This is a genomic window from Paracoccus sp. TD-10 (assembly GCF_048270675.1).
Lineage (GTDB): Bacteria > Pseudomonadota > Alphaproteobacteria > Rhodobacterales > Rhodobacteraceae > Paracoccus > Paracoccus pantotrophus.
This window is the reverse complement of the sequence record NZ_CP182419.1, coordinates 1,210,280-1,231,950: the sequence shown is the minus strand read 5'-3', so window position 1 is coordinate 1,231,950 and position 21,671 is coordinate 1,210,280. Positions and strand designations below refer to the sequence as shown.

Genomic DNA, 21,671 nt, shown 5'->3' with positions numbered 1-21,671 from the left:
CCGATCAGAAGGCGAAGTCGCCCAGGTCGAGCTGCGCCTTCTGCACGTCCTGGATGGTGACGATGGTATCGGCGGATAGCCGCAGCACCAGGTCGTCGCCGGCCTGCCGGGCACTGTTGATGACGGCCTGCACCTGCGCACGGCTGAATTCGTCGAAGTCCAGCCGGTCCATGCCGTTCTGGAAATCGGCGGTGATGCCGCGCCCGAACTCGAAGACATTGGCCGCCGCGCCGCCGGTCAGGACGTCGTTGCCGCGCCTGCCCTCCGGCCGGTCGTTGCCGCCAAAGCCGAATAGCCGGTCCTGGCCAGCCATCTTCGACAGCCCGTCGCCGGATGGCGTGCCGTTCAGCGTCTCGGCGAAGCTCGTCCCGCTCTTGCGCAGCATCTCTTGGCCCTTTCATGGTAAGGTGGCGGTTGCCCGTCCGCGGGATAACGGGGCCGCAATGCCGCAGGCTTGCTGACTGCCCTCTGATCCGGCCTGTCAGGCCGTCGTCAGGAACGCCCCGCCTGGGCGGAAGGCCGCCGGGCCGGGCTGTTGCCGTTTCGGCACGCCGCGCGCGGCGGCAGGGCCCCGCGCCGGCTTTGTCAGCCGCCCGTCAGTTCCCGGACGAACAGGGGCGGCATGAGACGGCTTGCCGCAATTCTCCTTCTGTCGCTGCTGCCGCCCTTTCTGGCGGCCGGCCAGGCCATCGCCAAGCCGGATTTCGAACAGGCGCGCGAGGCGGTCGAGCGTGGCCGGATCCTGCCCCTTGCCGAGGTGCTGGCACGGCTGCACGAAACCCAGCCCGGACGGGTGATCGAGGTGGACCTGGACGACGAGGACGGCATGATGATCTATGAGGTCGAGCTGGCGACCCCCGTCGGCCGCCTGATCGAGGTCGAGATCGACGCGGCCTCGGGGCGGATCCTGGCCCTGGACGAGGAGGACGGGGACTGATGCGCACCTTGATCGTCGAGGATGAGCCCCGGATCGCGCCGATCTGGAACGGGGCTGAAGGCGGCGGGCTTCCTGGTCGAGACGGCTGGCGAAACCGCGGTGCGCACGCTTCCCGGCCCGCGCGGCGAGCCGCTGCTGGCCAACTGGCTGCAGATCACCGTCGGCCCGCGTCCGCTACGCCAGGTCGGCGCCATGTCGATCGCGAACTGGCCCGCGCCTGCCTCCGGTCCGGCCGCGATGCACAAAGCGCCGAGCCGGGGCGGATCGCGACCCGGCTGATCGGCGTGCTGCGCCGCACGCCGCTGGGCGCCGGCATCGACTGGCAGTTTTCGGCGCCCCCCCGGCCTTGCCGCCCGCATCGACCCCGACGAACTGACAGAGGCGCTCGGCGCGTTGCTGGAAAACGCCATGCGCCATGCGCACCGTTCGCGTCTCGGCCCGCCGCAAGGCCGGCCGCATCCTCGTCGCTGTCCGGGACGACGGGCCGGGCATTCCCGAGACGGATCTGGAACGGCTCCCCCAGCGCGGCCTCAGCCTCGATCCCAGCGGTGAGGGGCAGGGTATCGGCCTGGCCGTGGTCGCCGAGATCGTCGATGCCGCGCAGGGGGAACTGCGGATGCGCAACGCCCGTCCCGGCTTCCGGGCCGAATTGCATCTCGACGCGGCAGCGCCCCATTCCCAGGGCGCGCCGCTTTCACCGTTTTGCAGATACTCATGAGGCAGGCGCCCCCGGTGCTGTCCTGGCCCGATGAATGCGCTCAGGGCAGCGTGACCGCCAGGTTGTCGATCAGCCGCACCCCGTCGAGCCAGGCCGCGACCAGCAGCCGCGCCGGCCGGCCCGGCTGCGGCTTGCCCAGGGTTTCGCCGTCGCGCAGTTCCAGATATTCGACCGGACCCACGCCCGCCGCCTCCAGCCCGGCCTGCGCCGCGGCCAGAGCGGCCTCGGCGGGTTCGCCGGCTTCGATTCGCCGCGCCGCCTCGAACAGCGCCTGCGGCAGCGCGGCGGCGCGCGCGCGCCCCTCGGCCGTCAGGCGCTGGTTGCGCGAGGACAGCGCCAGCCCGTCCCCGGCCCGCACGCAGGGGCAGGGCACGATCTCGACCGGCAGCTTCAGATCCTGCACCAGCCGGCGTACCAGCTGCAGCTGCTGCCAGTCCTTCTCGCCGAAAAACGCCCGGTCGGCCTGGGTCATGTTGAACAGCAGCGTCACCACCGTGGCCACGCCGTCGAAATGGCCCGGACGATGCGCCCCTTCCAGCGGGGCCGTCACGCCCGAGACCGAGACCACCGTGGCGTGGTCGGGCGGATAGACCTCGTCGCCATCGGGCACGAACAGCGCATCGACGCCCAGGGGCGCCAGCAGTTCCGCATCGGCATGTTCGGTGCGGGGATAGCGGGCGAAATCCTCGGCATTGTTGAACTGGCGCGGGTTGACGAACAGGGTCACGATCACCCGGTCGCAACTGGCCCTGGCGGCCCGGACCAGGCTCAGGTGCCCTTCGTGCAGCGCGCCCATGGTCGGCACCACGCCGATGCTTTCGCCGCGGGATTTCCAGCCGCGCACCAGCGCGCGCAGCTCGGCCAGCGGCCGGACGATGGGCGCGCTCATGCGGGCTTGCCCTCGCCGAAGACATGTTCGGGGCCGGGAAAGCGCCGGGCGCGGACCTCGGCGGCATAGCCGGCGATGGCGGCATCGGCATCGCGGCCCAGTTCGGCATAGCGCTTGACGAATTTCGGCCGGAAATCCGCGAACAGGCCCAGCATGTCGTCCACCACCAGCACCTGCCCGTCGCAATCGAGACCCGCCCCGATGCCGATGGTCGGCACGGCGATCTCCTGCGTGATGCGCGCCCCCAGCGCCGCGGGCAGCTTTTCCAGCACCACGGCAAAGGCGCCGGCGTCGGTCAGCGCGGCGGCGTCCTGGGCGATGCGGTCGGCCTCGTCCCGGCCGCGGCCCTGCACCTTGTAGCCGCCCAGCACATTGACCGCTTGCGGCGTCAGCCCGACATGGCCCATGACCGGAATGCCGCGCGCGACCAGGAAGGCCACCGTCTCGGCCATGTGCCGCCCGCCCTCCAGCTTGACCGCCTGGCAGCCGGTCTCGGCCATCAGCCGTGCCGCGTTGCGCATGGCCTGTTCGCACCCTTCCTCGTAGCTGCCGAAGGGCATGTCCACCACCAGGCAGGCGCGCGAGCAGCCCCGCGCCACCGCCTTGCCGTGCAGGATCATCATCTCCATGGTCACGCCGATGGTCGAGGGCAGGCCGTGCAGGACCATGCCCAGGCTGTCGCCGACCAGCGCGATGTCGCAATGCGCATCGACCAGCCGGGCCATGGGGGTGGTATAGGCGGTCAGGCAGACCACCGGCTCGCCGCCCTTGCGGGCGCGGATGTCACCGGGGCCAAGCTGGCTCTTGCGATCAGGGGTCGCGCTCATCACTTCCTCCGTTATCCAGGGCCTTGGCGGCCGCCGCCCGAATATTGGATTCGCGCCGCCATGTCTCGCAATAAAATGATGCAGATGCAGCATTCTTGCGCAGGAAAATAAGCCGGCCGGCCGGGGCAGCAATCGATGCTCGAAATTTCAAAAGCAAATACAATATGTTGGAATTCACCCCGCCCCAAGGCCGGCCCCCGTCCGGCAAGGCATGGCCGCCCCCGCGCGGCCGGCGGCTTCTTCGTTCCCCCAATACCCATGCGGCGGCGCCATCCGCGGCCAGACCTGCCCGCATGGATGCCCGCCCGCATGGATGCCGGCCCGCCCGATCCGCCCCGGCCCGCGGCTTGACATGCCGGGGACCGGGGCCTAGTGCCGGATCTGGCCCCTTGCGGGGCCGGACCAACCAGCGCCGCGCCGAATGCGGCCGTTTCCTCGGGATCGAGACATGACGCTGAAAGCTGCCATCCTTGGGGCCTCGGGCTATACGGGTGCCGAACTCGTCCGCATCCTGGCCACCCATCCCCGGATCCAGATCGCCGCGCTGTCCGCCGACCGCAAGGCGGGGCAGGGCTATGACGAGGTCTTCCCGCATCTGCGACATCTCAGGCTGCCGGCGCTGGTCAGGATGGAGGAGATCGACTTCTCGGCCATCGACCTGGTGTTCTGCGCCCTGCCGCACGGCCTTAGCCAGCCGCTGGTCGGGCAATTGCCGGGCGATGTGAAGATCGTCGACCTGGGCGCCGATTTCCGGCTGCGCGACCCGGCGGATTACCGGAAATGGTACGGGCTCGACCATGCCGCGCCCGAGATCCAGCCGCAGGCGGTCTATGGCCTGACCGAGTTCTATCGCGACCAGATCAAGGGCGCGCGGCTGGTCGCCGGCACCGGCTGCAACGCCGCCACCGTGCAATTCGCGCTGCGGCCACTGATCGCATCAGAGCTGATCGACCTCGACGACATCATCTGCGACCTCAAGAACGGCGTGTCCGGGGCGGGGCGCTCGCTCAAGGAAAACATGCTCTTCGCCGAACGCTCAGAGGATGTGGCGGGCTATTCCCAGGGCGGCAAGCACCGCCACCTGGGCGAGTTCGACCAGGAGTTTTCGGCCATTGCCGGGCGCGAGGTGCGCATCCAGTTCACCCCGCATCTGGTGCCGGTGAACCGCGGCATCCTGGCGTCCTGCTATCTCAAGGGCGAGCCGCAGGCGGTGCATGCCGCGCTGGCCGAGGCCTATGCCGACGAGCCTTTCATCGTCGTGCTGCCCTTTGGCCAACTGCCGGCGATGGCGCATGTGCAGGGTTCGAACTTCTGCCATATCGGCGTGACCGGCGACCGGATCTCGGGGCGGGCGCTGGTCGTCTCGACGCTGGACAACCTGTGCAAGGGCTCTTCGGGTCAGGCGGTGCAGAACGCCAACCTGATGCTGGGCCTGCCCGAAACGGAAGGGCTGATGCTGGCGCCGATCTTTCCCTGACCGGAACCATAGGGCGAGGTTGCGCGTCTTGTCTCGGATAGGGGCGGCGTTTCGCCGCCCTGAAGGAGGACAGCAAGATGCGTAGCCTGATTGCGACTGCCGCTTCCGCCATGCTGCTTGTTCTGGCCGGTTGCGGCGACAATCCCACCGAACGCGCCGCCACGGGCGGTCTGGGCGGGGCGGTCATCGCCGGTCCCGCCGGCGCCGTGGTGGGCGGGACCATCGGGGCCGCGACTGCCGATTGATCCGCATGATCCCGCGAGCCTGCGGATGATGCGGCGGAACGCAAAGGGGCAGGGCGCGAGGACGCCCCGCCCCCGAAAGCTTCAGCGATCAGCTCTTGGCGCGCTCGACATAGGTCAGGTCGGCGGTGTTGATGACGACCTTGGTGCCCACGCCGATATGCGGCGGCACCATGATGCGCACGCCGTTATGCGCCATCGCCGGCTTGTAGCTGGACGAGGCGGTCTGGCCCTTGACCACCGGTTCGGTCTCGACCACCTCGACCGTCACCTTCTGCGGCAGCTCGATGGCGATGGCGACGCCGTTATGGACCTGCAGGAAGACGCTGATGCCGTCCTCCAGGAACACCTTGTCGTCGCCGACCACCTCGGGCGAGACCACGACCTGCTCATAGCTTTCCGGCTCCATGAAGTGAAAGCCCTCGCCGTCCTCGTAAAGGAAGTTATAGGCGCGCTCGTCGACATGGGCACGCTCGACCTGTTCGGTGGTCTTCCAGCGTTCCGAGACCTTGTTGCCGTCCGAGATGCGGCGCAGCTCGACCTGGGTCGTCGGGGTGCCCTTGCCGGGGTGGAAATTGGTCGCCGTCAGGACGACATGGAGCTTGCCGTCGATCTCGACGACATTGCCTTTGCGAAGGCTGGAGGCGATGACTTTCAAGGCGGTTTCCCTTGCCTGCTTTTCAAATTCCGGGATGCCGGATACCAAGTCCGGCAGGATGACATCCCATAGCGTTTTTCGCAGCTTTGCGCCAGCCGCAAGGGAAAAACGACACAGATGCAGGAGGTGCGCGCATGAAACCCGCCGATGAAAGCCCCTGGTGGGACCGTGACCGCCATGCCGGGCGCCGGCCGCTGCTGCTGGCGCGAAACCGCATCCAGGCCGCGATCCGCGACTGGCTGGGCGCGCAGGGCTTCGTCGAGGTCGATCCGCTGGCCCTGGCGGTCAGCCCGGGCAACGAGGCGCATCTGCACGCCTTCGCCACCGACCAGATCGGCAATGACGGCGTGCCGCGGCGGATGTATCTGCATACCAGCCCCGAATTTGCCATGAAGAAACTGCTGGCCGCGGGCGAGGAGCGCATCTTCGCCTTCGGCCATGTCTGGCGCAACCGCGAGCGCGGGCCGCTGCACAGCCCCGAGTTCTGCATGCTGGAATGGTATCGGGCGGGCGAGGATTACCGCGCGCTTTTCGACGATTGCGCGCAATATCTGCGCCATGCGGCGGAATGCGCGGGCGCCGAGATGCTGCGCTTTCGCGGCGCCGAATGCGACCCCTATGCCACGCCCGAGGTGATGAGCGTGGCCGAGGCCTTCCGCGACTATGCCGGCATCGACCTGCTTTCGACCTGCGACGGGGCCGAGACCGATGCCGCGGCCCTGCGCGCCCAGGCCGAGGCGCGGGGGATCCGCCTGGCGGCGGACGACGGCTGGTCCGATATCCTGTCGCGCGTGCTGGTGGAGCGGGTCGAGCCGCATCTGGGCCATGGCCGGCCGCTGATCCTGGACCGCTACCCCGCGCCCGAGGCGGCGCTGGCGCGGCGCGCCGCGGACGAGCCGCGCGAGGCCGAGCGGTTCGAGCTTTACGCCTGCGGCGTCGAGCTGGCCAACGGTTTCGGCGAACTCACCGACCCGGCCGAGCAGCGCCGCCGCTTCGAGCTGGAGATGGCGGAAAAGGCGCGGGTCCATGACGAACGCTATCCGCTGGACGAGGATTTCCTGCGCGCGCTGGCCTTCATGCCGCCGGCCTCGGGCTGCGCGCTGGGGTTCGACCGGCTGGTGATGCTGGCCACCGGCGCACCGCGCATCGACGAGGTGATCTGGACCCCGCTGCCGGCCGGATGATGCCCCGCCACCGGCAGGGGCCCGATGCCCTTTCGGGAAGGGCGGCCTCTTGCCGGCGCCGGTTTTCCGGCTTTCGGCGCGGGACATCGGACGCTAGGCTGCGGCAAAAGGCTTGACCAAGGGGACAGGAATGCGGCTTTCATTGCGACTTTCGGCGACGCTCACGGCCATGGCTCTGCTGCTTGGGGGGTGCGCCGGCCAATACCCCGGCGCGGGGGTTCCCCAGCAGAGCCAGGAGATCAAATGGGGCCGCTACCAGAACCCGCCGGCCGAAAAGGTCGCCGGGCTGCGCAACTGGGTCGAAGGCTTCAAGGCCAGCGCCCGCGGCCAGGGCATCAGCGACAGCACGCTGGAATTCGCCTTCCGCGACGTGACCTATAACCCCGAGGCGCTGCGCCGCTCGCAGAACCAGGCGGAGTTCAAGAAATCGCTGTGGGAATACCTGGAGAACGCGGTTTCGGAAAAGCGTCAGGCCAACGGCCGGGCGGCGCTGGCGCAATATGGCGGCGTGCTCACGCGGGTCGAGGCGACCTATGGCGTGGACAAGGAGGTCGTTGCCGCGGTCTGGGGCATGGAATCGACCTATGGCGAGCGGCGCGGCGACCTGCCGCTGATCGAAAGCCTGGCCACCCTGGGCTATGAGGGCTATCGCGGTGATTTCTTCCGCAGCCAGCTGATGGCGGCGCTGAAGATCCTGCAATCGGGCGACATCGACCCCGGCCACATGACCGGCAGTTGGGCCGGCGCCATGGGGCATACCCAGTTCATTCCGACCACCTATCTTGCCTTCGCGGTGGATTTCACCGGCGACGGCCGGCGCGACATCTGGTCGAACGACCCGTCCGACGCGCTGGCCTCGGCCGCGAACTACCTGGCGAAATCGGGTTGGCAGCGCGGCCTCCCGGCGGCGGTCGAGGTCACGCTGCCGCCCGGCTTCAACACCGCGCTGGCCGGCAAGGGCAAGCGGCGCAGCGTCGCGGAATGGCAGTCCCTGGGCGTGCGCCAGGCCAACCAGCGGCCGCTGCCGCCCGCCGGCACCTCGACCGAGCTGATCGTGCCCGGCGGTGCCTCGGGCGCGGCCTTCCTGATCACCCGCAACTTCCACGCCATCCTGCGCTACAACAATGCCGACAGCTATGCGCTGGCGGTGTCGCATCTGGCGGACCGGCTCAAGGGCTATCCGGGACTGGCCAATCCCTGGCCGGCCGACCATCCCGGCCTGCGCATCGAGCAGCGCAAGGAGATGCAGCGCCTGCTGACCGCCCGCGGCTTCGACACCCAGGGGGTGGACGGCAATGTCGGCTCGAACACGATCAGCGCCATCCGCGCCTATCAGGCCTCGCGCGGGCTGCCGGTGACGGGCGAGCCGTCGGCCGCGTTGCTCGAGCAGCTGCGCCGCGGCTGACGGGTGAAGCGGCCGGGCCGGCGCCGCCCGGCCTTTCTCGGCATCGGTTCCCTGCTTGCTGCCGGGTCGCGTGGGAAGGCGGGCGCTGATCGGTGCCCCGATTGCGGGCCCCGGGCCGGGTGCCCGCCCTTGCGGCTTTGGCGCCGGGCTCATCGGCCTTTGAGTCCCGTATTTGCCCTGGCGAGGGTATTGCGAACCGCGCGGATCGTTTTCCTGCGGATCTTCGCGCCAAGCCATTCGACAGGCCGCAAGCCGGTGTTCACCAAGGGCAAGGACACGGCTGATGCCCTGGCATGATCCATGTTCCCGGCCAGAATCTTGCCGGTCGCTATGGCGCGTTTGACGGTCGCCGGTAGCAAGGTCGCCGGCATCCCGCGGAAGAGTGATCCGCCGCGCCCGGCTTAGATCGCGGCGCCGGAAGCGCCTGAAGGTCGGCATTCCCTATCGCGGATCGCAGGGACCGCTGCACCTGTCGATCGACAGCATTGGCATCACGGCCGGGGGCGAGGGGGAATGGAACGCGCGCAAGCATGGCGGGCCCAAGCGGCGCGTCCGGCGCAAGATCCGCTTGGGGATTGGCGAGAAAACCCCGGAAATACGGGCGGCAGAATGCACCAGCAGCGACCTCGGCGACGCACCGATGCTGCCAGAACCTCTCGACCCGATCCTTGCGGATCAGGATATCGCCAGCGTCACCGCCGACGGTGCCTTCGGCATGCGCAGGTGCCATGATGCCAGCGTCGCCCGTGGTGCCGCCGCGATCATGCCGCCCCGCAAGAACGCCAAACCCTGGGTGACGAACACAGCCGCAGCGATCATCCGCAGCAAGGCTCGGCGTGCATCCAGACGCTTCGGCAAGGCCATCTGGCGACGACGGCGCGGCTATCATCGCCTGAGCCGTGTCGAGAGATGTAAGGAGGATCAGAAAACGGTCCAGTGGACTGTTTTCCCGATGATCGGATGCATTGCGTGAAGCTGCCGGGTCAGCGACTGACAGCGCGGGACTTCGACCGTCAAGCTGCAGAGTTCCGGGCCCGGGTTGCCGTGCTGAACGGATTCACCGCCCTCGACATATCCGTCACCCAAGCCGTGGGACAAGCCTGTCCGGGGAAAGGGGCACTCCGGCCATCAACCGATTCGTGCAGCAGAGCCGCGGCATGGCGAAATACGGCGTCATCAACCCGATCTTTCGGCCTTAGCCCATCGACCTGGATTTCGACGATACCCTGATCTTCGAGGGCATCTTGGTCGACGAACGCACGGGCGAGCAATATTACCTCGACGCGCATGTCGCTTGTCGCCGGGCCTGCTTCAACGCCATGGAATACCTGAGGAGGCTCGGCCGTTCGGGCGAGCAGGGCTACATGATCCTCGGCGCCGTCCCGGTCGAGAGCCGCAGCGCCGGCATCGTGGACATCCCCCTGTCGGCGCGACGCCGGCGCTCCCGACCGGCATCCTCGACTTCGACATCCGGCCCGGCGGCGACGGGCCGAAACGCCAGGTCACGGGGGGTTCGGTCGCCAGGACCGGCTGACGGCGCCCCGCGCCCGCGTCCCGGCTTTCGGCACGTACGGCTCCACCAAAAGAGAGGTCCATGCCGCTTGCTTTCTATTGTTCCATATGGGCGCGGTGCAGTTTCTCAGCGGGCTGTGGCTCATGGGCCGGATCGAGGATCGCGAGATCGTGGCGATCAACCTGGTCTCGGGCCTGACCAAGCGCGACCGCCTGCCGATCTGCGTTTGCAGCCTGTGCAAGAAGAAGGCGCGGTCTCCCTTGCGGCGCTGGATGCGGGGCAATGCTGGGCACCGTTCGTCGGACCGCCTTGCTGCAAGCCCAGGCCATGCATGTCAGTAAGGCAGGCCCACGTAATTCTCGGCCAGTTCGCGGCGCGCGGTCTCGGATTCCGCCAGATGTGCCAGCGTGGCGCGGCGCATCTGCGCGGCGAAACCGTCCTCGCCGTCGAAACGGTGCAGCATCATGGTCATCTGCCAGCTGAAGCGCATCGCCTTCCAGATCCGCGCCAGCGCGCGGTCGGAATAGGTGTCGAGCCCGGCCTGATCGCCCTGCTTCAGCGCCGCAATCAGCGCCTGATGCAGGTAGAACACGTCCGACACCGCCAGGTTCAGCCCCTTGGCGCCGGTCGGCGGCACGATATGCGCGGCATCGCCCACCAGGAACAGCCGGCCCCAGCGCAGCGGCTCCGAGACGAAGCTACGCAGCGGCGCGACGGATTTCTCGATCGAGGGGCCGGTGACCAGCCGCGCCGCGGCCTGGGCGGGGATGCGGCGGCGGAACTCGGCCCAGAAGCGGTCGTCGGGCCAGTCCTCGACCCGGTCGCTCAGCGGCACCTGCACGTAATAGCGCACGAGATTGTGGTTGCGCATCGAGGCCAGCGCGAAACCATGCGGCGAATTGGCATAGATCAGCTCGTCGGCGACCGGCGGCGTGCGCGACAGGATGCCCAGCCAGCCGAAGGGATAGACCCGCTCGAATTCGCGGCGCCGATCCTCGGGGATGGTCCTGCGCGAGACGCCGTGAAAGCCGTCGCAGCCCGCGACATAGGCGCAGCTCAGGCGGTGGCGCCGGCCGCCCTGCGTGTATTCGACCGCCGCCTGCGGCCCGTCGAGGTCGAGGATGCGCACATCCTCGACGCCGTGCAGGATGGTGGTGCCCATGGCGTCCTGCGCGTCGTAAAGGTCATGCGTGACCTCGGTCTGACCATAGACCATGACCTGCCTGCCGGTCAGCGCCTTGAAATCGACATGCACCATCAGGTCGGCATCGGTGAGCCAGGCGCCGTCATGCGCGATGCCCTCGGCATCCATGCGGGCGCCGACCCCGGCCTCGCGCAGCAGCTCGACGCTGCCCCATTCCAGGATGCCGGCGCGGATGCGCGACAGCACATGCTCGCGGCTGGCGCGTTCCAGGATGACCGTGGCGATGCCGGCGCGGTTCAGAAGCTGCGACAGCAGCAGCCCCGAAGGCCCGCCGCCGATGATGACGACCTGAGTGTCCATGACGATGTCCGCTTGTTTCCCTGACTTGCAGCATAGGCGGCGGGCGGGCGGCGATGAATGGACGCGGGCGGCAAAGACTTGTATGAATCGTGCATGAGCGTGCCCGGCCCCATCCCGGTCTTCAACCTGTTCGGCGAGACTGCCGCCTTTCCGGACGTGATCCATTGCGAGCGGATCTGGGACCGGGCGCGTCTGCACGACTGGGCGATCTCGCCGCATCGCCATCGCGAGATGATGCAGGTCTTCGCCATGCGGCAGGGCGAGGCGCAGGTGATGCTGGACGGCGATGCCGCGTGCCTGCATGACGGGCAATTCCTGTTCGTGCCGGCGCTGGTCGTGCATGGTTTCCGCTTCCGCAAGGGCAGCGAGGGCCTGGTGCTGTCCTTTCCGCTGAGCGTCGCCGCCGGCTTGCAGGCCGCCTCGGCCGAGATCGGCCGGCACCTGTCGCGCCCGTTCTTCGGCGCGCTGGACGAGGGGCTGCTGACGCTGATCGGCCAGCTCTCCGACGCCTTCGCCGGCCAGGGCGCCTATCGCGGGCCGCTGCTGGCGGCGCTGTCGCATGCCCTGCTGACCGCGATCTGCGAACTCGACCGCGCGGCCTCGGCCGAGACGGTCGGCGGCAGCCCGCAGCGGCTGCAGCGGCTTGCGGCGCTGGTCGCGGCGCATATGGCCGAGGGCTGGCGGCCCGGCGACTATGCCCGCGCGCTGGCGATCACGCCCGGCCATCTGAACCGGCTGTGCCGCGAGGCGACGGGGGTCAGCGCCTCGCGCCATATCGAGGGGCTGGTGATGGCCGAGGCCTGCCGCCTGCTGGCCTTTACCCAGCTGCCGGTGGCCGAGATCGGCTATCGGCTGGGCTTTCACGACCCGGCGCATTTCTCGCGCCGGTTCCGGCTTTTGCGCGGCACGACGCCAAGCGCCTATCGCCGGCCCTTCATGACCGTCGCCTGACTGCTGGCACCAATCGCGCCGTCAGCCGCCCGCCGCCCGGCCGGCGATCTGGCGCGCCACCTGTTCCAGCGTGGCAAGGCCCGGCGTCGCGGCGGCCTGCCGGCGGGTCATGCCGACCGCGCCGGACAGGAACCTGGCACCGGTCGGGAATTCGACCAGCAGGCCGCGCTCGACCTCGTCCAGCACCACCCCGCGCGAGATGAACCACAGGCTGTCCGAGGCCAGGCAGATCCCCCGCCCCAGCGCCAGCGACACCGTCTCGACCAGCGGCCGGCCGCCGGCCAGCCCCAGCGAGACCAGATAGGCATCGACCGAGGCGCGGATCAGCGCCGTCGCCGGCGGCAGGATCAGCGGCGCCTCGCGCAGCGCCTCGGCGGCCGGCCGGCCGGCCGCGGGATGACCGGCGCGCGCCACCAGCACGACGTCCTCCTCGTAAAGGTGATCGAAGCTCAGCCCCGCCATTTCCGAGGGGCTGGGCAGGCGCCCGATCATCAGGTCGATGCTGCCCGCGCGCAGCATGCGGATCAGGTAGTGATGCGGCCCGGTCTCGACCGCCAGCGTCACCTCGGGCAGGATCTGCCGCAGCCGCAGCACCACCTGCGGAAAGAACCGCGTCGCCACCGTGGGCAGCACGCCGACCCGGATCGTGCCGCTGGTCCCCGGCCGCAACGCCGCCGCGCCTGCCTCCAGCGCCTGCAGGGCCTGGGCGGCATGGTGGCGAAACAGCGCGCCCTGTTCGGTCAGCACCAGCCGCCGCCCCTGGCGCAGGAACAGCCGCTGCCCCAGCAGCGTCTCCAGCTCGGCCAGGGTGCGCGACAGCGCCGGCTGGGTGATGCCTTGCCGGCGGGCGACGGCGGACAGCCCGCCCTCGGCCGCGATGTCCAGAAAGGCGCGGATATGGCGCAGCTTGATCGCCGGATGCATAATGGAATGATTATACATGATCGCTCATTTAGCATTTTTCGCCCGGAACAGGCTGTGGCAGATTATGGGTGAGAGAGGAGTTGCCATGCAAGTTCTGATGCGACCCTGGGGGGCGATGCATTACCGGATCGACGGGCCCGAGGACGGGTTGCCGGTGGTTTTCGCCAATTCCCTGGGCACCGACCTGCGGCTTTGGGACGCGGTGCTGCCGCTTCTGCCGGGCATCCGCGCCATTCGCTACGACAAGCGCGGCCACGGCCTGTCCGATTCCGGCGGCCCCGTCTCGATCGCCGATCTGGCCGAGGACGCCGCGGCGCTGATCGAGGCGACCGGCGGACCGGCGGTCTTCGTCGGCCTGTCCATCGGCGGCATGATCGGCCAGGCGCTGGCCGCGCGCCGGCCCGAACTGCTGCGTGCGCTGGTGCTGTCGAACACGGCGCCCCGCATGGGCGCGCCCGAGATCTGGGCCGCCCGCATCGCCGCCGTCCGTGCCGGCGGCGTCGCCAGCATCGCCGATGCGGTGATGGAGCGCTGGTTCGCACCGCCCTTCCGCACCACGCCGGCGCTGCATCCCTGGCGCAACATGCTGGCCCGCTGCGACGCGCAGGGCTACATCGCCGCCTGCGAGGCCATCGCCGCCGCCGACCTGACCGAAGCCGCCGCCAGCCTGCGCCTGCCCGCGCTGGTGATCGCCGGGGACCAGGACGGCTCCTCGCCGCCGGATCTGGTGCGCGGCACCGCCGATCTGATCCCCGGCGCGGATTTCCACGTCATCCCCGGCGCCGGCCATCTGCCCTGCGTCGAAACCCCCGCCGCATGGGCCGCGCTGCTGGCCCCCTTCCTTCAGGACCACGCCCGATGAGTGACCGTTACGACCAAGGCATGACCACCCGGCGCCGGGTGCTGGGCGATGCCCATGTCGCCCGCGCCGAGGCCGCCAAGACCGATTTCGACGAGCCCTTCCAGAGGCTGATCACCGAATCCGCCTGGGGCGCGGTCTGGTCGCGCGACACGATCAGCCCGCGCGAGCGCTCGATGCTGACCATCGCGCTGCTGGCGGGGCTGGGCAACGACCACGAACTGGCCCTGCATATCCGCGCCACCGCCAACACCGGCGCCACGCCCGGCGACGTGATCGAGGCGCTGCTGCATGTCGCCATCTATGCCGGCGTCCCGCGCGCCAACCACGCGATCAAGATCGCCAAGGAGACCTTTGCCGAAATGGAGGCGGCCAAGCGATGACCCTCAGCAATGCAACCGACCGCGGCCCGCTGTTCTTCCGCGACCGCGACTGGCACCCGCCGGCCTATACGCCGGGCTACAAGACCTCGATGACCCGCGCCCCGCATCGCGCGCTGGTGGCGCTCGGCTCGACGCTCAGCGAGGAAACCGGCCCCGCCTTCGGCCATGACATGATCGGGGTGCTGGACAACAACCTGGTGATGAACTTCACCGGCCAGCCTGCCATCGGCGAACGCATCATCATGCACGGCCGGGTGCTGGACGAGAACGGCCGCGGCGTGCCGAACGTGCTGGTCGAGATCTGGCAGGCCAATGCCGGCGGCCGCTACCGCCACAAGAAGGACGGCTACCTGGCGCCGCTGGATCCGAATTTCGGCGGCTGCGGGCGCACGCTGACCGGGCCGGATGGAAGCTACGAATTCCTGACCATCCGCCCGGGCGCCTATCCCTGGCCGAACCATGTCAACAACTGGCGGCCGATGCATATCCACATCTCGGTCTTCGGCACCGGCTTCGGCCAGCGCCTGATCACCCAGATGTATTTCGAGGGCGACCCGCTGATCGCGAAATGCCCGATCGTCAACACCATCGGCCAGGACCGCGCCATCCAGGCGCTGGTGGCGCCCCTGGACATGAACCGGGCGATCCCGATGGACTGCCTGGCCTACAAGTTCGACATCGTGCTGCGCGGCCGCCGCCAGTCGTTCTTCGAAAACCGCAAGGAGGGGATGTGATGCAGGGACTGGACTATCTCAAGGAAACCCCCTCGCAGACCGCCGGCCCCTATGTCCATATCGGCCTGACCCCGAACGCGCTCGGCAATCCCGGCATCTATCCGCAGGATCTGGGCCTCTCGCCGATCCGCGAGGGCGCGCGGGGCGAGCGCATCATCATCACCGGCCGCGTCATCGACGGCGCCGGCATGGTCCTGCGCGATGCGCTTTTCGAAACCTGGCAGGCCGATGCGGATGGCATCTATCCCGGCAACGACCCGCGCGGCGCCGCCGATCCGAACGTCACCGGCTGGGCCCGGGTCGCGGCGGATTTCGACACCGGCATCTGGCGGCTGGAAACCGTCAAGCCGGGCCGCGTGCCCTTCCCGGACGGCCGGCTGATGGCGCCGCATATCAATGTCTGGCTGGTGGCGCGCGGCATCAATCTCGGGCTCCAGACCCGGATCTGCTTCGAGGACGAGGAGGCGGCCAATGCCGAATGCCCGGTCCTCGCCCGGATCGAGCACAAGGCCCGCATCCAGACGCTCATGGCGAAGCGGACCGGACCGGGCGAATACGGCTTCGACTTCAAGCTGCAGGGCGAGAACGAAACCGTCTTCTTCGACATCTGAGGGCAAGGCCATGACCGCAACCCCCTGCATCATCTGCGTCGCCATCACCGGCTCGCTGCCGACCAAGGACAACAACCCGGCGGTGCCGATCACCATCGAGGAGCAGGTCGAATCGACGCAGGAAGCCTTCGAGGCCGGCGCGACGATCGCCCATTGCCACGTCCGCGACGACGAGGGCCGGCCGAGTTCCGACCCCGAACGCTTCGCCCGGCTCAAGGAAGGGATCGAGACGCATTGCCCCGGCATGATCGTCCAGCTCTCGACCGGCGGCCGCTCGGGGGCGGGTCGCGCCCGCGGCGGCATGCTGCCGCTGGCCCCCGACATGGCCTCGCTCTCGGTCGGTTCGAACAATTTCCCGACCCGGGTCTACGAGAACCCGCCGGACCTGGTGGACTGGCTGGCCGCCGAGATGGCGAAATACGATATCAAACCGGAAATCGAGGCTTTCGACCTCAGCCATATCCTCAAGGCGCATCAGATGTGGCAGGCGGGCCAGATCAAGGACCGGCCCTATGTGCAATTCGTCATGGGGGTGAAAAACGCCATGCCCGCCGACCGCGGGGTCTTCGACTATTACGTCCATACGGTGAAGCGCCTTTTCGGCGCCGATGCGCCCTGGTGCGCGGCGGGCATCGGGCCGAACCAGATCGTGCTGAACGACTGGGCGATCTCTGCCGGCGGCCATGCCCGCACCGGGCTCGAGGACAATGTCCGCCTCGACCGCGACAGGCTCGCCCCCTCCAACGCCGCGCTGGTGAAACGCGCCGCGGCGCTTTGCGAGAAATACCGCCGCCCGGTGGCGACCTGGCGCCAGGCCCGGCAGATCCTCGGCCTGCGCCCCCCTGAGCCTGCCGCCTGAGCCCTGCCGCCGGCCTCTCGCATCTTCTTTCTTGTCCAAATATCCTCGGGGGGTCCGGGGGGCAGACGGCCCCCCGGTCCCGCCATTGCAAAAGGACCGACCGATGCCCGCCGCAGCCGCCGACAGCGCCCTTTATCGCAGCCTCTTCTCGGATGACGAGACCGCCGCGCTCTTCGCCGACAGCGCCGAGATCCGCGCCATGCTGCTGGTCGAGGGCGCGCTGGCCCGCGCGCAGGCCCGGCTGGGCCTGATCCCCGAAACCGCCGGCGCCTTCATCGAGCGCGCCGCGCGCGAGGTGCAGATCGACCCCGCCGCGCTGGCTGCCGAGACCGCGACCAACGGCGTGCCGGTCCCGGGGCTGGTCGCGGCCTTCCGCAAGGCCATGGAGGCGCCCGATCATGCGCAATACTTGCATTGGGGCGCGACCAGCCAGGATATCATGGAAACCGGTCAGGCGCTGCGGCTGCGCCGGCTGACGGGGATCTGGGACGACAGGCTCGGCCGGCTGGCTGCCGCGCTCGGCCGGCTGGCCCGCGAGCATGCCGATCTGCCGATGGCGGCGCGGACCTACGGGCAGGCGGCGACGCCGACCGGATTCGGTGCCGCGATCGCAGGCTGGGGCCGTCCGCTGCTGCGCCACCGCGCGCGGCTTCAGGCGCTGGCGCCGGAGCTGGCCACCGTTTCGCTGGGCGGCGCGGCGGGCACGCTCTCGGCCATGGGCGCCGAGGGCCCCGCCGTGCGCGCCGGCCTGGCCGCGGCGCTCGGCCTCCATGATCCCGGCCACGGCTGGCACGCCGAACGCGACCGCATCGGCAATTTCGCCGCCTGGATGGCGGGGCTCTGCGCCAGCCTGGGCAAGATGGGCGAGGACCTGATCCTGATGGCGCAAAGCGGCATCGGCGAAATCCGCATCTCCGGCGCCGGCGGTTCCTCGACCATGCCGCAAAAGCAGAATCCGGTCGGCCCCTCGGTGCTGGTGGCGCTGGCGCGGCAGGCGGCGGCGCTGGCCTCGGCGCTGCAGGGCGCCGGCATCCACCGCCAGCAGCGCGACGGCGCGGCCTGGTTCGTGGAATGGCTGACCCTGCCGCAGCTCTGCATCTCGACCGGCCGGGCGCTGGCGCTGGCGCTGGACCTGTCGGGGCGGATCGCACCCGATGCGCAGGCCATGGCGCGCGGGCTCGACGACGGCAGCGGGCTGATCCATGCCGAGGCCTTCACCTTCGCCCTGGCCCGCCACATGCCGCGCCCCGAGGCGCAGGCCAGGATCAAGGCGCTCTGCGCCGAGGCGCAATCCGGCGGCCAGCCGCTGCCGGCGCTGGTCGCCCGCGACTTCCCGGATCTGGACCTTTCCGCCGCCGGCGGGCTCGGCACCGCCCCGGCCGAGGCGCGGGCCTTTGCCGAGGCTGCCGGCGCCTAAAGCCTGATCGTTTCAGGCTGGATCGGGCGTTCCCAGATCGGGGATGGTCTGCTTCGACATGGCTGCTGGGAAAGGAAGCCGGCATGCATGGCGAGACCTTTGTCCAGCGATCTTCGGACACGCGTTGTTGCGCGCGTTGCTGAGGGAGAGACGGTGCGCGCGGTTGCGTCTATGTTCGGCCTCAGCGTGCCGAGCGTTGTGAAATGGTCCCGGAGATGGCGCGCGACAGGCAGTTGCGAGGCCAGTCCGATGGGCGGTAAGCGGCGCGATGTGATGGCGCCGGGACGGGACGACGCGCTGGCGCGGCTTGCGGAACACCCCTCGTTACCCCTGCGCCGGCTCCGGGCCGGGCTGGCCGCGCGCGGGGTCAGGGTCAGCTATGGCGCGTTGTGGCGTTTCGCCCATGCCGAGGGGTTGTCGTTCAAAAAAAAAAAGACCGTCCTTGCCGCCGAGACCGGACGGCCCGACATCGCCCGCCGCCGCGCCCGCTGGCGGCGGCACCAGCACAGGATCGACCCGCGCCGGCTCGTGTTCATCGAGGAAACCTGGGTGCAGACAAACATGGCCCCGCGGCGCGGCCGGGGGCCGAGGGGCACCCGCCTGCCGGGCCGTGCGCCACAGGGGCACTGGCGCAGGATGACCTTCGTGGGGGCGCCGCGGATGGAGCGGATCGACGCGCCCTGCGTCATCGATGGCCCGATCAATGGGGATCTGTTCCGCGCCTGTGTCGAGCCGGTGCTTCTTTCCGACCCTGCGTCCGGGCGACGTGGTGGTCATGGACGATCTCGGCAGCCACAAGGGCGGCGCGGTGCGAAAGGCCATGCGGGCGGCAGGCGCGCATCTGCTGTTCCTCCCGCCATACAGCCCGGATCTGAGCCCCATCGAACACGATCGGGGGCTCACTCGAACGCATGGCGTTCGCCCCCTCATATTCGTCGCGCCCAAGCCCCTCATGCGCTCCGCCGCCGAACGCACCGTCGAAGCCGCCTGGAAACGCCTCGGCACATGACCTGACAGCTTCTCCGCAAAGGAGTGCGCCAACCACCTCAAAAACGCAGGCTATGCTTGGATTTGATATGGGCAGGATCTAGGCGGCGCCCCGGCGATCCGCGCGGATGCGCAGCGCGTCCGCCTCGACCGAGACCGGGCAGGCAAGGCCGGTGCCCCAGCCGGGACGAAACCAGCCGGCCATGGCGGCGCGGGGCACGGGCATCGATGCCCGGCCTCGCGCCGCCGCCGGTCAATAGCTGATCGCGGCGCTTTCGCGCAGTTCCGCGACGCTGGGCTTGGGGAAGCCGAAGAACTCCAGATAGGCCGGGATCTGCTCGAACAGCATGTCGGTGCCGACCTGATAGCGGCAGCCGCGGGCGCGGGCGGCGGCAAGCAGGGGCGTGATCTCGGATTTCAGCACCACCTCGCCGACGAAGGTGGCGGGGTCGAGGCGTTCGGGATCCATGGGCAGCGGGTCGCCCTCGGTCATGCCCAAGGGCGAGGCGTTCACCGCCAGGTCGAAGCCCGCCGGGTCGTTCGCGCCGGTCTCCAGCGCGATGCCGGGATAGGCGGCGGCGATACGGCCGGCCAGCGCCTCGGCATTGGCGGCCGCCGGGTCGTAGAGCGCCAGCCGCGCCACGCCCGCCCGGGCCAGCGAGGCGGCGATGGCCGAGCCGACGCCGCCGCAGCCGACGACCAGCGCCGAACGGCCCTGCAGCTCCTGGCCCTTGGCCAGCACGCCGCGCACGAAGCCCTCGCCGTCGAACATGTCGGCCTCGAGCGCGCCGTCCTCGGCCAGCCGCAGCCCGTTTGCCGCGCCGGCGATGCGGGCGGTGACCGAGACGCGGTCGGCCAGCGCCAGCGTGCTGACCTTGTGCGGCATGGTGATCAGGGCGCCGTGGATGTTCGACAGCCGGAACAGCAGGCGCAGGAAATCGGGGTAATCCTCGGGCTTGCAGCCCATCGGCACCACCACGGCGTCGATGCCGCGCCGCCGGAACCACGGGTTGTAGATCATCGGCGATTTGAAGGTCGTGGTCGGATAGCCCAGATGCGCGATCAGTCTGGTGGTTCCGCGGATCATGATGCCTTGCCTTTCCTGCTCGGGGGAAAGGCCCCGGATGGACCGGGGCCTTGCGGTGGAGTTCAGCGGCTGGCGGCGGCCTCGGTCCGCAGGTGGTCGTATTCCGCCTTTGTCACCGGTGCGGCATTCGGCTTGCCCAGATCCTCGATGCGGACCCGGTAGGTCTCGCGCGCCGACCAGGCCGCGGCGGCGGCGATGCAGCAGATGGCGAAGGTGATCGAACCCACCATCAGCGGCACATTGGTCGAGCCGGGAGGGGCGACGGTGGCGAAGAGCGCAGGCAAGAGCGCGGTGATCGTGGTGCCGATGTTCTGCGAGATCGCCATCGAGGACACGCGGGTCCGGGTCGGGAACAGCTCGGGGTAGAAGCTGGGGAAGACCGCGTTATAGCCCTGATAGACCACGCCCCACATCAGAAGCGACATCAGGATCGCCAGCGGCACCGAATGGATCGAGATCGCATAGAGATAGCCGAAGGCCAAGAGGCCCGATCCCAGCGCGCCGACGATGATCGGCGGACGGCGGCCGATGCGGTCCGACAGATTGCCGACCAGCGGGATCGCCAGGCAGGCGACGATATTGCCCAGGACCGGGATCCACAGATAGACGTCCTTGTGGAAGCCGATGCCATAGGCGGCCTGCACGGCATAGGCGGCGCCGAAGACGGTGGCGACGACCGGGATGGTGTTCATCAGCGCCATGCAGATCACCCGGATCATGTCCGGCCAGGTGGTGCGGATCGCCTCGACGACGGGCGAGCGCGGGGTGGCGTGCTCGGCCTCTTCCTGGCGGAAGGCGGGGGTTTCCTCGACCTCGCGGCGGATGATCCAGCCGGCGATGATGACGACGAAGCTCAGCAGGAACGGGATGCGCCAGCCCCAGCTGTTGAAGGCCTCGTCGGGCATGTAATGCGCCAGCGGCAGGAAGACGGCGGCGGCCAGGATCTGGCCGGCCTGCACACCTTGCAGCGTGAAGCTGGCGAAAAAGCCGCGCCGGCCGAAGGGCGCGTGTTCCATGATCATCGAGCTGGCGCCCGAGATCTCGCCCGCCACGGCGAAGCCCTGCACCAGCCGCAGGATCACCAGAAGGATCGGGGCCAGGATGCCGACCTGCTGATAGGTCGGCAGAAGGCCGACCAGCAGGGTCGAGATGCCCATCAGGAACATGCACAGGATCAGCACGTTCTTGCGGCCATGGGTGTCGCCCCAATGGCCCAGCACGAAGGCGCCGATCGGCCGGGCGACATAGCCCACGCCATAGGTCGCCAGCGAGGCGACGATGGCGACGCGCGGGTTTTCCGACGGGAAGAAGATCTGCGGAAACACCAGCGAGGCGGCGGTGGCGTAGATGAAGAAGTCGTAATATTCCAGCGCAGAGCCGATCCAGCCGCTGGCCGCAGCCTTGCCGGATTGATGCCTGCCCTTGGGCGCGATGGCCAGTGAAGCGGTCATGGGTAACCTCCCTGAAGCTGACCACGCCAGCTCCTCTGATTGCGCGGTCTGTGG

The 21,671-nt window shown here is 69.2% G+C and carries 23 protein-coding genes and 4 pseudogenes; 18 read left to right on the top strand and 9 right to left on the bottom strand.

Annotated features, from left to right (window positions below; all coding sequences use genetic code 11):
• Positions 1-4: 4 nt before the first annotated feature.
• Positions 5-385: a hypothetical protein gene (locus tag ACNKFW_RS17075; RefSeq protein WP_167521698.1), complete on the bottom strand. Its 381-nt coding sequence runs from the start codon at positions 383-385 to the stop codon at positions 5-7.
• A gap of 237 nt (positions 386-622) precedes the next feature.
• On the opposite strand from ACNKFW_RS17075, the gene ACNKFW_RS17070 reads away from it, so the two are divergent.
• The 3 genes from ACNKFW_RS17070 (at position 623) to ACNKFW_RS17060 (ending at position 1,655) form a co-directional block, all read left to right on the top strand.
• Positions 623-937 (top strand): PepSY domain-containing protein, encoded by a 315-nt coding sequence (locus ACNKFW_RS17070; RefSeq protein ID WP_147428822.1) that lies wholly within the window; start codon positions 623-625, stop codon positions 935-937.
• 21 nt (positions 938-958) lie between these two features.
• Entirely contained in the window at positions 959-1,216 is a 258-nt protein-coding gene (locus tag ACNKFW_RS17065; protein ID WP_244314460.1) for a hypothetical protein, read from the top strand.
• A gap of 136 nt (positions 1,217-1,352) precedes the next feature.
• Positions 1,353-1,655: an ATP-binding protein gene (locus ACNKFW_RS17060; RefSeq protein WP_244314459.1), complete on the top strand. Its 303-nt coding sequence runs from the start codon at positions 1,353-1,355 to the stop codon at positions 1,653-1,655.
• A gap of 40 nt (positions 1,656-1,695) precedes the next feature.
• Here ACNKFW_RS17060 and panC read toward each other — a convergent pair whose 3' ends face one another.
• Positions 1,696-2,544, bottom strand: coding sequence for a pantoate--beta-alanine ligase (gene panC / locus ACNKFW_RS17055; RefSeq protein WP_024845841.1), 849 nt, complete (start codon positions 2,542-2,544; stop codon positions 1,696-1,698).
• Complete coding sequence (panB, locus tag ACNKFW_RS17050; RefSeq protein ID WP_147428823.1) at positions 2,541-3,371, bottom strand: 3-methyl-2-oxobutanoate hydroxymethyltransferase; 831 nt, start codon at positions 3,369-3,371, stop codon at positions 2,541-2,543. Before panB ends, panC begins: the two co-directional genes overlap by 4 nt.
• Before the next feature lie 448 nt (positions 3,372-3,819).
• Here panB and argC point away from each other — a divergent pair, with 448 nt between their 5' ends.
• Entirely contained in the window at positions 3,820-4,848 is a 1,029-nt protein-coding gene (gene argC / locus ACNKFW_RS17045; RefSeq protein ID WP_024845843.1) for an N-acetyl-gamma-glutamyl-phosphate reductase, read from the top strand.
• A gap of 77 nt (positions 4,849-4,925) precedes the next feature.
• The gene (locus ACNKFW_RS17040) at positions 4,926-5,093 is read left to right on the top strand and encodes a hypothetical protein (RefSeq protein ID WP_167521697.1); all 168 of its coding nucleotides are present in this window, start codon (positions 4,926-4,928) and stop codon (positions 5,091-5,093) included.
• An 88-nt stretch (positions 5,094-5,181) separates the two neighbouring features.
• Here the strand turns inward: ACNKFW_RS17040 and efp are convergent, their stop codons facing one another.
• Positions 5,182-5,748 (bottom strand): elongation factor P, encoded by a 567-nt coding sequence (efp, locus tag ACNKFW_RS17035; protein ID WP_024845844.1) that lies wholly within the window; start codon positions 5,746-5,748, stop codon positions 5,182-5,184.
• Positions 5,749-5,882: 134 nt separating this feature from the next.
• Here efp and epmA point away from each other — a divergent pair, with 134 nt between their 5' ends.
• The 5 genes and pseudogenes from epmA to ACNKFW_RS17010 all read left to right on the top strand — a co-directional run.
• A complete protein-coding gene (epmA, locus tag ACNKFW_RS17030; protein WP_147428824.1) occupies positions 5,883-6,932 on the top strand; it encodes an EF-P lysine aminoacylase EpmA in 1,050 nt (349 codons plus the stop codon).
• 130 nt (positions 6,933-7,062) lie between these two features.
• Positions 7,063-8,337, top strand: a complete 1,275-nt coding sequence (locus ACNKFW_RS17025; protein ID WP_147428825.1) for a lytic murein transglycosylase — start codon at positions 7,063-7,065, stop codon at positions 8,335-8,337.
• Between the two features lie 406 nt (positions 8,338-8,743).
• Positions 8,744-9,432: pseudogene (locus tag ACNKFW_RS17020) on the top strand (IS5 family transposase); the annotation flags it as partial.
• A 59-nt stretch (positions 9,433-9,491) separates the two neighbouring features.
• Positions 9,492-9,871: pseudogene (locus tag ACNKFW_RS17015) on the top strand (acetamidase/formamidase family protein); the annotation flags it as partial.
• An 86-nt stretch (positions 9,872-9,957) separates the two neighbouring features.
• A pseudogene (locus ACNKFW_RS17010) lies at positions 9,958-10,047 on the top strand (AmiS/UreI family transporter); the annotation flags it as partial.
• Positions 10,048-10,184: 137 nt separating this feature from the next.
• On the opposite strand, the gene pobA reads toward ACNKFW_RS17010, so the two are convergent.
• Complete coding sequence (gene pobA / locus ACNKFW_RS17005; RefSeq protein ID WP_147428826.1) at positions 10,185-11,354, bottom strand: 4-hydroxybenzoate 3-monooxygenase; 1,170 nt, start codon at positions 11,352-11,354, stop codon at positions 10,185-10,187.
• Between the two features lie 93 nt (positions 11,355-11,447).
• On the opposite strand from pobA, the gene ACNKFW_RS17000 reads away from it, so the two are divergent.
• The gene (locus ACNKFW_RS17000; protein WP_147428827.1) at positions 11,448-12,305 is read left to right on the top strand and encodes a helix-turn-helix domain-containing protein; all 858 of its coding nucleotides are present in this window, start codon (positions 11,448-11,450) and stop codon (positions 12,303-12,305) included.
• 21 nt (positions 12,306-12,326) lie between these two features.
• On the opposite strand, the gene ACNKFW_RS16995 is transcribed toward ACNKFW_RS17000, so the two are convergent.
• Positions 12,327-13,247 (bottom strand): LysR substrate-binding domain-containing protein, encoded by a 921-nt coding sequence (locus ACNKFW_RS16995; protein WP_147428828.1) that lies wholly within the window; start codon positions 13,245-13,247, stop codon positions 12,327-12,329.
• A 67-nt stretch (positions 13,248-13,314) separates the two neighbouring features.
• Between ACNKFW_RS16995 and pcaD the strand changes: the two genes are divergently transcribed.
• The 7 genes and pseudogenes from pcaD to ACNKFW_RS16960 form a co-directional block, all read left to right on the top strand.
• Positions 13,315-14,091: a 3-oxoadipate enol-lactonase gene (gene pcaD, locus ACNKFW_RS16990; RefSeq protein WP_147428829.1), complete on the top strand. Its 777-nt coding sequence runs from the start codon at positions 13,315-13,317 to the stop codon at positions 14,089-14,091.
• Positions 14,088-14,471, top strand: a complete 384-nt coding sequence (gene pcaC, locus ACNKFW_RS16985; RefSeq protein ID WP_024845853.1) for a 4-carboxymuconolactone decarboxylase — start codon at positions 14,088-14,090, stop codon at positions 14,469-14,471. The genes pcaD and pcaC overlap by 4 nt, the downstream gene beginning before the upstream one ends.
• Positions 14,468-15,205 (top strand): protocatechuate 3,4-dioxygenase subunit beta, encoded by a 738-nt coding sequence (pcaH, locus tag ACNKFW_RS16980; RefSeq protein ID WP_024845854.1) that lies wholly within the window; start codon positions 14,468-14,470, stop codon positions 15,203-15,205. The genes pcaC and pcaH overlap by 4 nt, the downstream gene beginning before the upstream one ends.
• Complete coding sequence (gene pcaG, locus ACNKFW_RS16975) at positions 15,202-15,816, top strand: protocatechuate 3,4-dioxygenase subunit alpha (protein ID WP_024845855.1); 615 nt, start codon at positions 15,202-15,204, stop codon at positions 15,814-15,816. Before pcaH ends, pcaG begins: the two co-directional genes overlap by 4 nt.
• 10 nt (positions 15,817-15,826) lie before the next feature.
• Positions 15,827-16,675, top strand: coding sequence for a 3-keto-5-aminohexanoate cleavage protein (locus ACNKFW_RS16970; RefSeq protein ID WP_147428830.1), 849 nt, complete (start codon positions 15,827-15,829; stop codon positions 16,673-16,675).
• A gap of 103 nt (positions 16,676-16,778) precedes the next feature.
• Entirely contained in the window at positions 16,779-18,092 is a 1,314-nt protein-coding gene (locus tag ACNKFW_RS16965) for a lyase family protein (protein WP_147428831.1), read from the top strand.
• Positions 18,093-18,179: 87 nt separating this feature from the next.
• A pseudogene (locus ACNKFW_RS16960) lies at positions 18,180-19,098 on the top strand (IS630 family transposase); the annotation flags it as partial.
• An 81-nt stretch (positions 19,099-19,179) separates the two neighbouring features.
• Here ACNKFW_RS16960 and ACNKFW_RS16955 read toward each other — a convergent pair.
• The 3 genes from ACNKFW_RS16955 to ACNKFW_RS16945 all read right to left on the bottom strand — a co-directional run bounded on the left by ACNKFW_RS16955 (position 19,180) and on the right by ACNKFW_RS16945 (position 21,617).
• Positions 19,180-19,305 carry a hypothetical protein gene (locus tag ACNKFW_RS16955; RefSeq protein WP_276330387.1) on the bottom strand — a complete coding sequence of 42 codons (126 nt, stop codon included), beginning with the start codon at positions 19,303-19,305 and terminating at the stop codon, positions 19,180-19,182.
• A 27-nt stretch (positions 19,306-19,332) separates the two neighbouring features.
• Complete coding sequence (locus ACNKFW_RS16950; protein ID WP_147428832.1) at positions 19,333-20,166, bottom strand: shikimate dehydrogenase family protein; 834 nt, start codon at positions 20,164-20,166, stop codon at positions 19,333-19,335.
• A gap of 62 nt (positions 20,167-20,228) precedes the next feature.
• Positions 20,229-21,617, bottom strand: coding sequence for an MFS transporter (locus ACNKFW_RS16945; RefSeq protein WP_147428833.1), 1,389 nt, complete (start codon positions 21,615-21,617; stop codon positions 20,229-20,231).
• Positions 21,618-21,671 lie beyond the last annotated feature (54 nt).

What these genes read in the sequence shown, in the direction of transcription:
- ACNKFW_RS17075 (WP_167521698.1), bottom strand. Translation starts at nt 385, where the DNA reads ATGCTGCGCAAGAGCGGGACGAGCTTCGCCGAGACGCTGAACGGCACG.
- ACNKFW_RS17070 (WP_147428822.1), top strand. Translation starts at nt 623, where the DNA reads ATGAGACGGCTTGCCGCAATTCTCCTTCTGTCGCTGCTGCCGCCCTTT.
- ACNKFW_RS17065 (WP_244314460.1), top strand. Translation starts at nt 959, where the DNA reads ATGAGCCCCGGATCGCGCCGATCTGGAACGGGGCTGAAGGCGGCGGGC.
- ACNKFW_RS17060 (WP_244314459.1), top strand. Translation starts at nt 1,353, where the DNA reads ATGCGCACCGTTCGCGTCTCGGCCCGCCGCAAGGCCGGCCGCATCCTC.
- panC (WP_024845841.1), bottom strand. Translation starts at nt 2,544, where the DNA reads ATGAGCGCGCCCATCGTCCGGCCGCTGGCCGAGCTGCGCGCGCTGGTG.
- panB (WP_147428823.1), bottom strand. Translation starts at nt 3,371, where the DNA reads ATGAGCGCGACCCCTGATCGCAAGAGCCAGCTTGGCCCCGGTGACATC.
- argC (WP_024845843.1), top strand. Translation starts at nt 3,820, where the DNA reads ATGACGCTGAAAGCTGCCATCCTTGGGGCCTCGGGCTATACGGGTGCC.
- ACNKFW_RS17040 (WP_167521697.1), top strand. Translation starts at nt 4,926, where the DNA reads ATGCGTAGCCTGATTGCGACTGCCGCTTCCGCCATGCTGCTTGTTCTG.
- epmA (WP_147428824.1), top strand. Translation starts at nt 5,883, where the DNA reads ATGAAACCCGCCGATGAAAGCCCCTGGTGGGACCGTGACCGCCATGCC.
- ACNKFW_RS17025 (WP_147428825.1), top strand. Translation starts at nt 7,063, where the DNA reads ATGCGGCTTTCATTGCGACTTTCGGCGACGCTCACGGCCATGGCTCTG.
- pobA (WP_147428826.1), bottom strand. Translation starts at nt 11,354, where the DNA reads ATGGACACTCAGGTCGTCATCATCGGCGGCGGGCCTTCGGGGCTGCTG.
- ACNKFW_RS17000 (WP_147428827.1), top strand. Translation starts at nt 11,448, where the DNA reads ATGAGCGTGCCCGGCCCCATCCCGGTCTTCAACCTGTTCGGCGAGACT.
- ACNKFW_RS16995 (WP_147428828.1), bottom strand. Translation starts at nt 13,247, where the DNA reads ATGTATAATCATTCCATTATGCATCCGGCGATCAAGCTGCGCCATATC.
- pcaD (WP_147428829.1), top strand. Translation starts at nt 13,315, where the DNA reads ATGCAAGTTCTGATGCGACCCTGGGGGGCGATGCATTACCGGATCGAC.
- pcaC (WP_024845853.1), top strand. Translation starts at nt 14,088, where the DNA reads ATGAGTGACCGTTACGACCAAGGCATGACCACCCGGCGCCGGGTGCTG.
- pcaH (WP_024845854.1), top strand. Translation starts at nt 14,468, where the DNA reads ATGACCCTCAGCAATGCAACCGACCGCGGCCCGCTGTTCTTCCGCGAC.
- ACNKFW_RS16970 (WP_147428830.1), top strand. Translation starts at nt 15,827, where the DNA reads ATGACCGCAACCCCCTGCATCATCTGCGTCGCCATCACCGGCTCGCTG.
- ACNKFW_RS16965 (WP_147428831.1), top strand. Translation starts at nt 16,779, where the DNA reads ATGCCCGCCGCAGCCGCCGACAGCGCCCTTTATCGCAGCCTCTTCTCG.
- ACNKFW_RS16955 (WP_276330387.1), bottom strand. Translation starts at nt 19,305, where the DNA reads ATGCCCGTGCCCCGCGCCGCCATGGCCGGCTGGTTTCGTCCCGGCTGG.
- ACNKFW_RS16950 (WP_147428832.1), bottom strand. Translation starts at nt 20,166, where the DNA reads ATGATCCGCGGAACCACCAGACTGATCGCGCATCTGGGCTATCCGACC.
- ACNKFW_RS16945 (WP_147428833.1), bottom strand. Translation starts at nt 21,617, where the DNA reads ATGACCGCTTCACTGGCCATCGCGCCCAAGGGCAGGCATCAATCCGGC.